The organism is Reinekea sp. (genome assembly GCF_982785585.1).
In genome coordinates, this window is the sequence record NZ_CEYAVF010000015.1 from 1 (window position 1) to 5,704 (window position 5,704).

The following is a 5,704-nucleotide window of genomic DNA, read 5'->3' on the forward strand; positions in this document are numbered from 1 at the left end:
TGCCGCTGCCGGATGGCTTGTCACCCATCCGCTCGCCTGCCTCGGCACACCCCCCAACCAAGGCCTTTTTGACTGGCTGCTGTGAGATTTTAATAGCTTCTGAAAACGATCTTAATGCCTTGGATGCTAAGTCGGGTGATGGCGACACGGGCTCGACACTGGCAGGGGCCGCTCGCGCTTTAATCGAGGCAATGGATACTCTACCCTTGGCCGACCATACCCAGTTGTATCGAGCGATTGGGTTAGAGTTAAGCCAGACCATGGGTGGCTCATCAGGGGTATTGCTGGCGATATTCTTTGCCGCGGCCGGTGATGCGTCTTCGTCTGGTTTACCGATGCGCGAAGCGCTGCAAGCAGGCCTGGATCGGATGCGCCAAATTGGTGGTGCGAATCCCGGCGATCGCACCATGGTGGATGCCTTAGTGCCCGCATTGGATGCCCTGTCCGATGGCTTGCGTCATGCTGCCAGCGCGGCACGCGCGGGGGCCGACTATACCGCGACGCTGAGCACGGCCAAGGCGGGTCGTTCTGCCTATGTCAATGCAGAACAGTTGATCGGCCACGTGGATCCCGGTGCGGAAGCGGTTGCGCGCTTGTTTGAGCACTTGGCGTCATAATGCCATTAGGGTGATGAGGCTTTGTTATTGGGTGTCAAACCAGTGGGTCGGTTGGGACCCACTGGTTTGGCCGGCATCGATTAGCGCCGGCTTCGCTGGGGGATATGGACAGCATGAAATGCTAGGTATCAAAGCGGTGCCTTATTTACAGCGCGCAATAACAGGTTAAGATAGACAATCGCTTGTCGTCAGAGAGACCCCTCGCATGAAACTGCACCAACCTAAGCCGATCAATTTCTATCCTGTGGAATACATCCAAGGCTCCCTACCGATGGGCGGTTTTGTCGATAACACGCCGATCTATGCGGTCGTCCCAAGTCCAGAACTTATAGCGCCGGCGCAATGGCTCAACAACACCAGTCGCCATACCATCACCTTGGCCGATAAGCTTGCTTTCACGATCGAAAACGTCCTATCCGATGCCGAGGCTGACGCCATTATTGCCTTGACAGAACAGTTGGGTTATCGCGATGAGGCCCCTGGCATTCAAACCCCGCCAGGTATGCGCATGAACAAGTCCGTGCATTGGTTGGCCGATGAGACTTTTTTGGCCACCCTCTTTGAGCGCCTGCGACCCCATCTGCCGCCGGCCTTAGACGGCGACACCTTGGCAGACAGGCTCAGTCAACGGATCAACATGTACAAATACGACCAAAACGACGTCTTTAATCGCCATATAGACGGTGACTGGCCGGGCTATGGCTTAAGCGCCGACCAACAGTCCATGGTGCAGTGGACGGGTATGTGCTCCAAACTGACCATGTTGCTGTACCTCAACGGGCCAGAAGATGGCGTTCAGGGTGGCCAGACCCACCTCTACCAAAATGATGGCAAACGGTTGTCGATCACCCCTAAAAAAGGTCGCGCTTTATTTTTTCGACACGGGCATGGCTCTAATTCGGTTTTGCATGAGGGCGCCAAGGTCTTGGGTAGCACCAGCAAATATGTCGCCCGGGTTAACATCCTCTACAACAGTCGATATTAACTTGCACCCTAGTAGCCGACGGCGTCAGTCTTGCACGGTCTCAAGGGCATAAACCTCGTGGCCGTGATCTAAGCTCCACTGCTTTAAGCAGTGCATAACCGGCTTCAAGGTTCGGCCCAGATCGGTCAAGCTGTAGCACACGGCGAAGGGTTTCAGGCTGAGGACTTCACGAACCACCAGACCGGCCTGTTCCAGTTCACGCAGCTGCTTGGTTAGAATGCGTTGCGTGACGCCCGGCATTTGCCGCTGCAACTCATTGAAGCGATAACACTTATCGAACAATAGGGTCAGAACGATACCCTTCCATTTGCCACGTATAATTTCGAGCGTATTTTCCACCATACAACCGAGATTACAGTCATAATCCTTGTGTTTCTTCATCGGAAATCCCTACCCTTAGGTTGCTCAAAATTTTTTTGAATAGAATTATTCCTGTCTTCGCCAGCATCAATAAATCATTTTGAATTACTAAACCAGCCGAATACTAAACTATTTTACATCAACCTCCCTCGTCATCAACCGCCTCACCCATCAAAATATATATAAACCGATTTATTTTAAGTCTAAAAATTACCTATCAAAAAAAACCATAATAAACCAAGAACAAAAAATCTTCTAAAGGGCACCTAAATGTAACCTCATATCAATTTTGTGCCTAATTTACATCCACAGACGCCACCCTATAATTAAAAACAAGCAGGCAGTTAATTGCACAAGACTTATCAATCAAGAGGAACGCCCTATGACAATTATTAGCTTGTACTTGTATCGACCGGCTAATAGTCCACTTTATTTTGACAACCAAGAACCACCCCCTACCCCACCATGGCGAATAGGACGACTAACAACCTTAGGCTCTACAACGAAAATCGCCAACACAGATCAAACTAAACTGGGTAACTAAATACCGCCACTAGCACCACCCATCAACCATTAAATTTTTGTGTCATTTGCGCCCCGTAAACGACACTAGGATAGGGAATTTAACATGACACTTTTGCATACTATGTTACGGGTTCGGGATTTAACGAAAACACTGACATTTTTTCACGCGCTCGGTATCACGCAAGTGCGGCGAATCGACGAAGCCAATGGTCGATTTACGTTGGTCTATCTAACCGACAAGGCGGGCACCTTCGAGATCGAACTCACGCACAACTGGGATCAAGATAAGGACTATCTCAATGGTGACAATTTTGGCCATATCGCTGTCGGCGTCGACAACATCTATGAAAGCTGCGAAACATTAATGGCTCTGGGTGCCACCCTGGCGCGACCGCCACGAGATGGGCGCATGGCCTTTATTAAAAGCCCCGATAACATTTCGATTGAACTGTTACAACAAGGGCCTATAACCGCACCAGGCAAACCCTGGAACGAAATGCCAAACATCGGCACCTGGTGAGCTATCTTCTGGAGAGACAGTAATGAATAAGAATGTAAAGATGATCGTAATGGATCTCGACGACACCCTGCTAAACGACGACCTGGTGATCAGTGACTATACCAAACAAGTGATCAGTAATGCCCAGCGTTCCGGCATCAAAATAGTGATCGCATCGGGTCGGCCAACGCCGGCCATTTTACCCTATGCCCAGGAACTTAGGCTGGCGGACTACAACGGCTATGTTATTTCCTACAATGGCGCGATCGCCCATCGCTGCGATACCAATGAAGAAATATTTCGTTGCACCCTTACCTGGGACAATATTGATCTGCTCACGTCGGTCTATAAGGAAAAATCCGCCTTTATCCACACCTATATCGACGATCGAGTGGTTACCCCCGAACACAACCCCCACACTGATTTCGAGGGCCAATTAACGGGCATGCCGGTGGTCAAGGTGGACGATTTCCGCGCACAGATACAACAAGAAGTAGTCAAGATTCTGTTGTTAGAAGAACCAACACGGTTGAAGCAAATTGAGGTTGAGCTGCGGCCTTTAATCGGCGACACCATGAGCATGAATATCTCTAAGCCGTTCTTCCTTGAGTTCACCAACAAGCGGGTCGACAAGAGTAAGACAATCGATTTCCTTTGTGGGTTGGAGAACATTAATAAGCAGGATGTCATGGCGATAGGCGACAGCTACAACGACATCACCATGATTCGGGACTGCGGTTTGGGCGTGGCGATGCTCAATGGCCCGATGGATGTCAAAAAATATGCCGCACACATTACCCATTGCAACAACACAGACGGCGTAGCCACCGCCATCAATCGCTTTGCGCTAGCGGTCTAGTCGCTATTCCCAGGGAGCCACACAATGATTAAACGCACCAATGATTTTAACATCAATATCCGCACTAACCTGAAGGCCGGTGTCGGCGACATCCATATAACCGAATTTATTGATAGAGAAGAGATGATCAATTGTCGACTCCTGTGCGAACAGGTTGTGCCCGTTGGCGGTAGTATCGGTCAGCATATCCACAAGTACGAAACCGAATTCTATTTGATCCGCAAGGGCTTGGGCAAGGTTATCGAGCAGGACGGCAGCCATGAGGTGGGCCCGGGCGATGTGGTGATAACGGGCCACGGTGAAATGCACAGCATTGAAAATATTGGCGCGGAAGATTTAGTCATGACCGCCATTATCGTTACCCATTAGAGCGCAGCGGCGGGTCCCATCCTTAGGGGCCGTTTGGACTCGCCTTCGCCAGACCTTTTCGCTAGCAAGCAAAAAATAACCAGGACAAATCCCATGACGGCAAATCCCCTCACCTACGCAACCGAAAAACAAAAGATGCTCGCCAATCAGTTTTATAAACATCTCGATGCCGAACTCACTCAAGAACGCGATCGGGCCGCGGAACTAACCTATGATTTTAATCAGACTCGCGCTATTGAAAACGACCATCGTCGTGAAATACTCACACAATTGCTCGGCGCCCAGGGTGAGAACTGTGAAATAAAGCCGCCCTTCCGCTGCGATTACGGTTACAACATCGAACTGGGTCACAGGGTTTTTGTGAATTACGGCTGCATCATTTTAGACTGCAACCGAGTAGTTATTGGCGATGATACGCTGCTCGCGCCGGGTGTGCAGATCTCCGCCGCCTACCATCCCACCGACTATGAGCCTAGACGGGAAAAGCTGGAGTCGGCCGCGCCAGTCTTTATTGGTAAAAATGTCTGGATCGGGGCCGGTGCCATCATCTGCCCGGGGGTCAGCATTGGCGATAACACCACCATTGGTGCCGGCAGCGTGGTCACCAAAGATATTCCCGCTAAGGTCTTAGCGGTTGGCAACCCATGCCGGGTGATCCGCCAACTGGCATCCGAACCACCCCGGTAAATTCGTCAACAAACTAATAGGCCAAGCACCGTGACACATTTTAGCGAACTGAGCGAATATAAAGAAATCAAGCAAACCACCATCACCCGGAACGGGCCCAATAACAGCCAAACCGAAGTGACGCGAGAAGTCACCGAACGGCGGGTCGAACGCACCGACAGAACCGGCTCTGGCGCCAAGGCGCTGCTCCAAACAAATGAACAACCCGGCCATGCCTTTATTCGCGGCGTAAGCCATATCAATATAGGGGTCACCGATCTGCCCCTGGCGATTGATTATTACCAGCGGCTGTTCAATGTTACCCCGGTGCGAATATTTGAGCAGTTCCGTAACATCGGTTTTGCCCAAGCCGCGGGGTTTTTGGATCAGCCAGAACAGGTGTCGGTGAGCATCGCCTTTGTGGAGATTCCTGGTACCGGGCTAACCTTGGAGTTGATGCAATATCACAACCCGCCGGCGCAAAAAGTTGTCCGCGCCTATAAGGTCAATGCCGTTGGCGGTGTGCGCCATATAGCGCTCAAGGTGGTCGATATCGATCTGGCCTTCGCGCATGTAAAGAGCCTACCGGAAAACCAGCTAATTAATGCCTCACCGGAATACAAACCGTTCAAGATTGATCCGATTCAGGCCAGTGAATTCCGCCTATACGATCCAGATTTGGAGGCCGACAAGGCCGAGAAAGACCAGGTTTGCCGGATTGTCGGCAACATCCGTTACTTCTATTTTATCGACCCCCATGGCGTGCAATGGGAATTTGAACAGGGCCACGCCGGCATAGGAACAGACACAGGTCCAGAACCAGA

Annotated in this window: 8 protein-coding genes; 7 read left to right on the forward strand and 1 reads right to left on the reverse strand. The window is 50.9% G+C overall.

Features of this window, described 5'->3' with window-relative positions; all coding sequences use genetic code 11:
• Both AC4FIC_RS07630 and AC4FIC_RS07635 read left to right on the forward strand, forming a co-directional pair.
• On the forward strand, window positions 1–617 hold a 617-nt coding region (locus AC4FIC_RS07630), incomplete at its 5' end, for a DAK2 domain-containing protein (RefSeq protein WP_476451664.1).
• A 205-nt stretch (window positions 618–822) separates the two neighbouring features.
• Window positions 823–1,602 carry a 2OG-Fe(II) oxygenase gene (locus AC4FIC_RS07635; RefSeq protein WP_273284487.1) on the forward strand — a complete coding sequence of 260 codons (780 nt, stop codon included), beginning with the start codon at window positions 823–825 and terminating at the stop codon, window positions 1,600–1,602.
• Between the two features lie 24 nt (window positions 1,603–1,626).
• Here AC4FIC_RS07635 and AC4FIC_RS07640 read toward each other — a convergent pair whose 3' ends face one another.
• Window positions 1,627–1,983, reverse strand: coding sequence for a winged helix-turn-helix transcriptional regulator (locus AC4FIC_RS07640; protein ID WP_100257838.1), 357 nt, complete (start codon window positions 1,981–1,983; stop codon window positions 1,627–1,629).
• 607 nt (window positions 1,984–2,590) lie between these two features.
• Here AC4FIC_RS07640 and AC4FIC_RS07645 point away from each other — a divergent pair.
• From AC4FIC_RS07645 to AC4FIC_RS07665, 5 genes are all read left to right on the forward strand, one after another.
• On the forward strand, window positions 2,591–3,007 hold the full coding sequence (locus AC4FIC_RS07645; RefSeq protein WP_476194859.1) for a VOC family protein: 417 nt from the start codon (window positions 2,591–2,593) through the stop codon (window positions 3,005–3,007).
• A 22-nt stretch (window positions 3,008–3,029) separates the two neighbouring features.
• A complete protein-coding gene (locus AC4FIC_RS07650) occupies window positions 3,030–3,845 on the forward strand; it encodes a Cof-type HAD-IIB family hydrolase (RefSeq protein ID WP_100257840.1) in 816 nt (271 codons plus the stop codon).
• A gap of 24 nt (window positions 3,846–3,869) precedes the next feature.
• Window positions 3,870–4,214 carry a cupin domain-containing protein gene (locus AC4FIC_RS07655; protein WP_100257841.1) on the forward strand — a complete coding sequence of 115 codons (345 nt, stop codon included), beginning with the start codon at window positions 3,870–3,872 and terminating at the stop codon, window positions 4,212–4,214.
• Window positions 4,215–4,307: 93 nt separating this feature from the next.
• On the forward strand, window positions 4,308–4,901 hold the full coding sequence (locus AC4FIC_RS07660) for a sugar O-acetyltransferase (protein ID WP_100257842.1): 594 nt from the start codon (window positions 4,308–4,310) through the stop codon (window positions 4,899–4,901).
• A 30-nt stretch (window positions 4,902–4,931) separates the two neighbouring features.
• Window positions 4,932–5,704, forward strand: a 773-nt coding sequence (locus AC4FIC_RS07665) for a VOC family protein (RefSeq protein WP_476451662.1), incomplete at its 3' end; no start/stop codon positions are given.

Coding starts and splice junctions, on each gene's coding strand:
- AC4FIC_RS07645 (WP_476194859.1), top strand. CDS start 2,591: ATGACACTTTTGCATACTATGTTACGGGTTCGGGATTTAACGAAAACA.
- AC4FIC_RS07640 (WP_100257838.1), bottom strand. CDS start 1,983: ATGAAGAAACACAAGGATTATGACTGTAATCTCGGTTGTATGGTGGAA.
- AC4FIC_RS07655 (WP_100257841.1), top strand. CDS start 3,870: ATGATTAAACGCACCAATGATTTTAACATCAATATCCGCACTAACCTG.
- AC4FIC_RS07635 (WP_273284487.1), top strand. CDS start 823: ATGAAACTGCACCAACCTAAGCCGATCAATTTCTATCCTGTGGAATAC.
- AC4FIC_RS07660 (WP_100257842.1), top strand. CDS start 4,308: ATGACGGCAAATCCCCTCACCTACGCAACCGAAAAACAAAAGATGCTC.
- AC4FIC_RS07650 (WP_100257840.1), top strand. CDS start 3,030: ATGAATAAGAATGTAAAGATGATCGTAATGGATCTCGACGACACCCTG.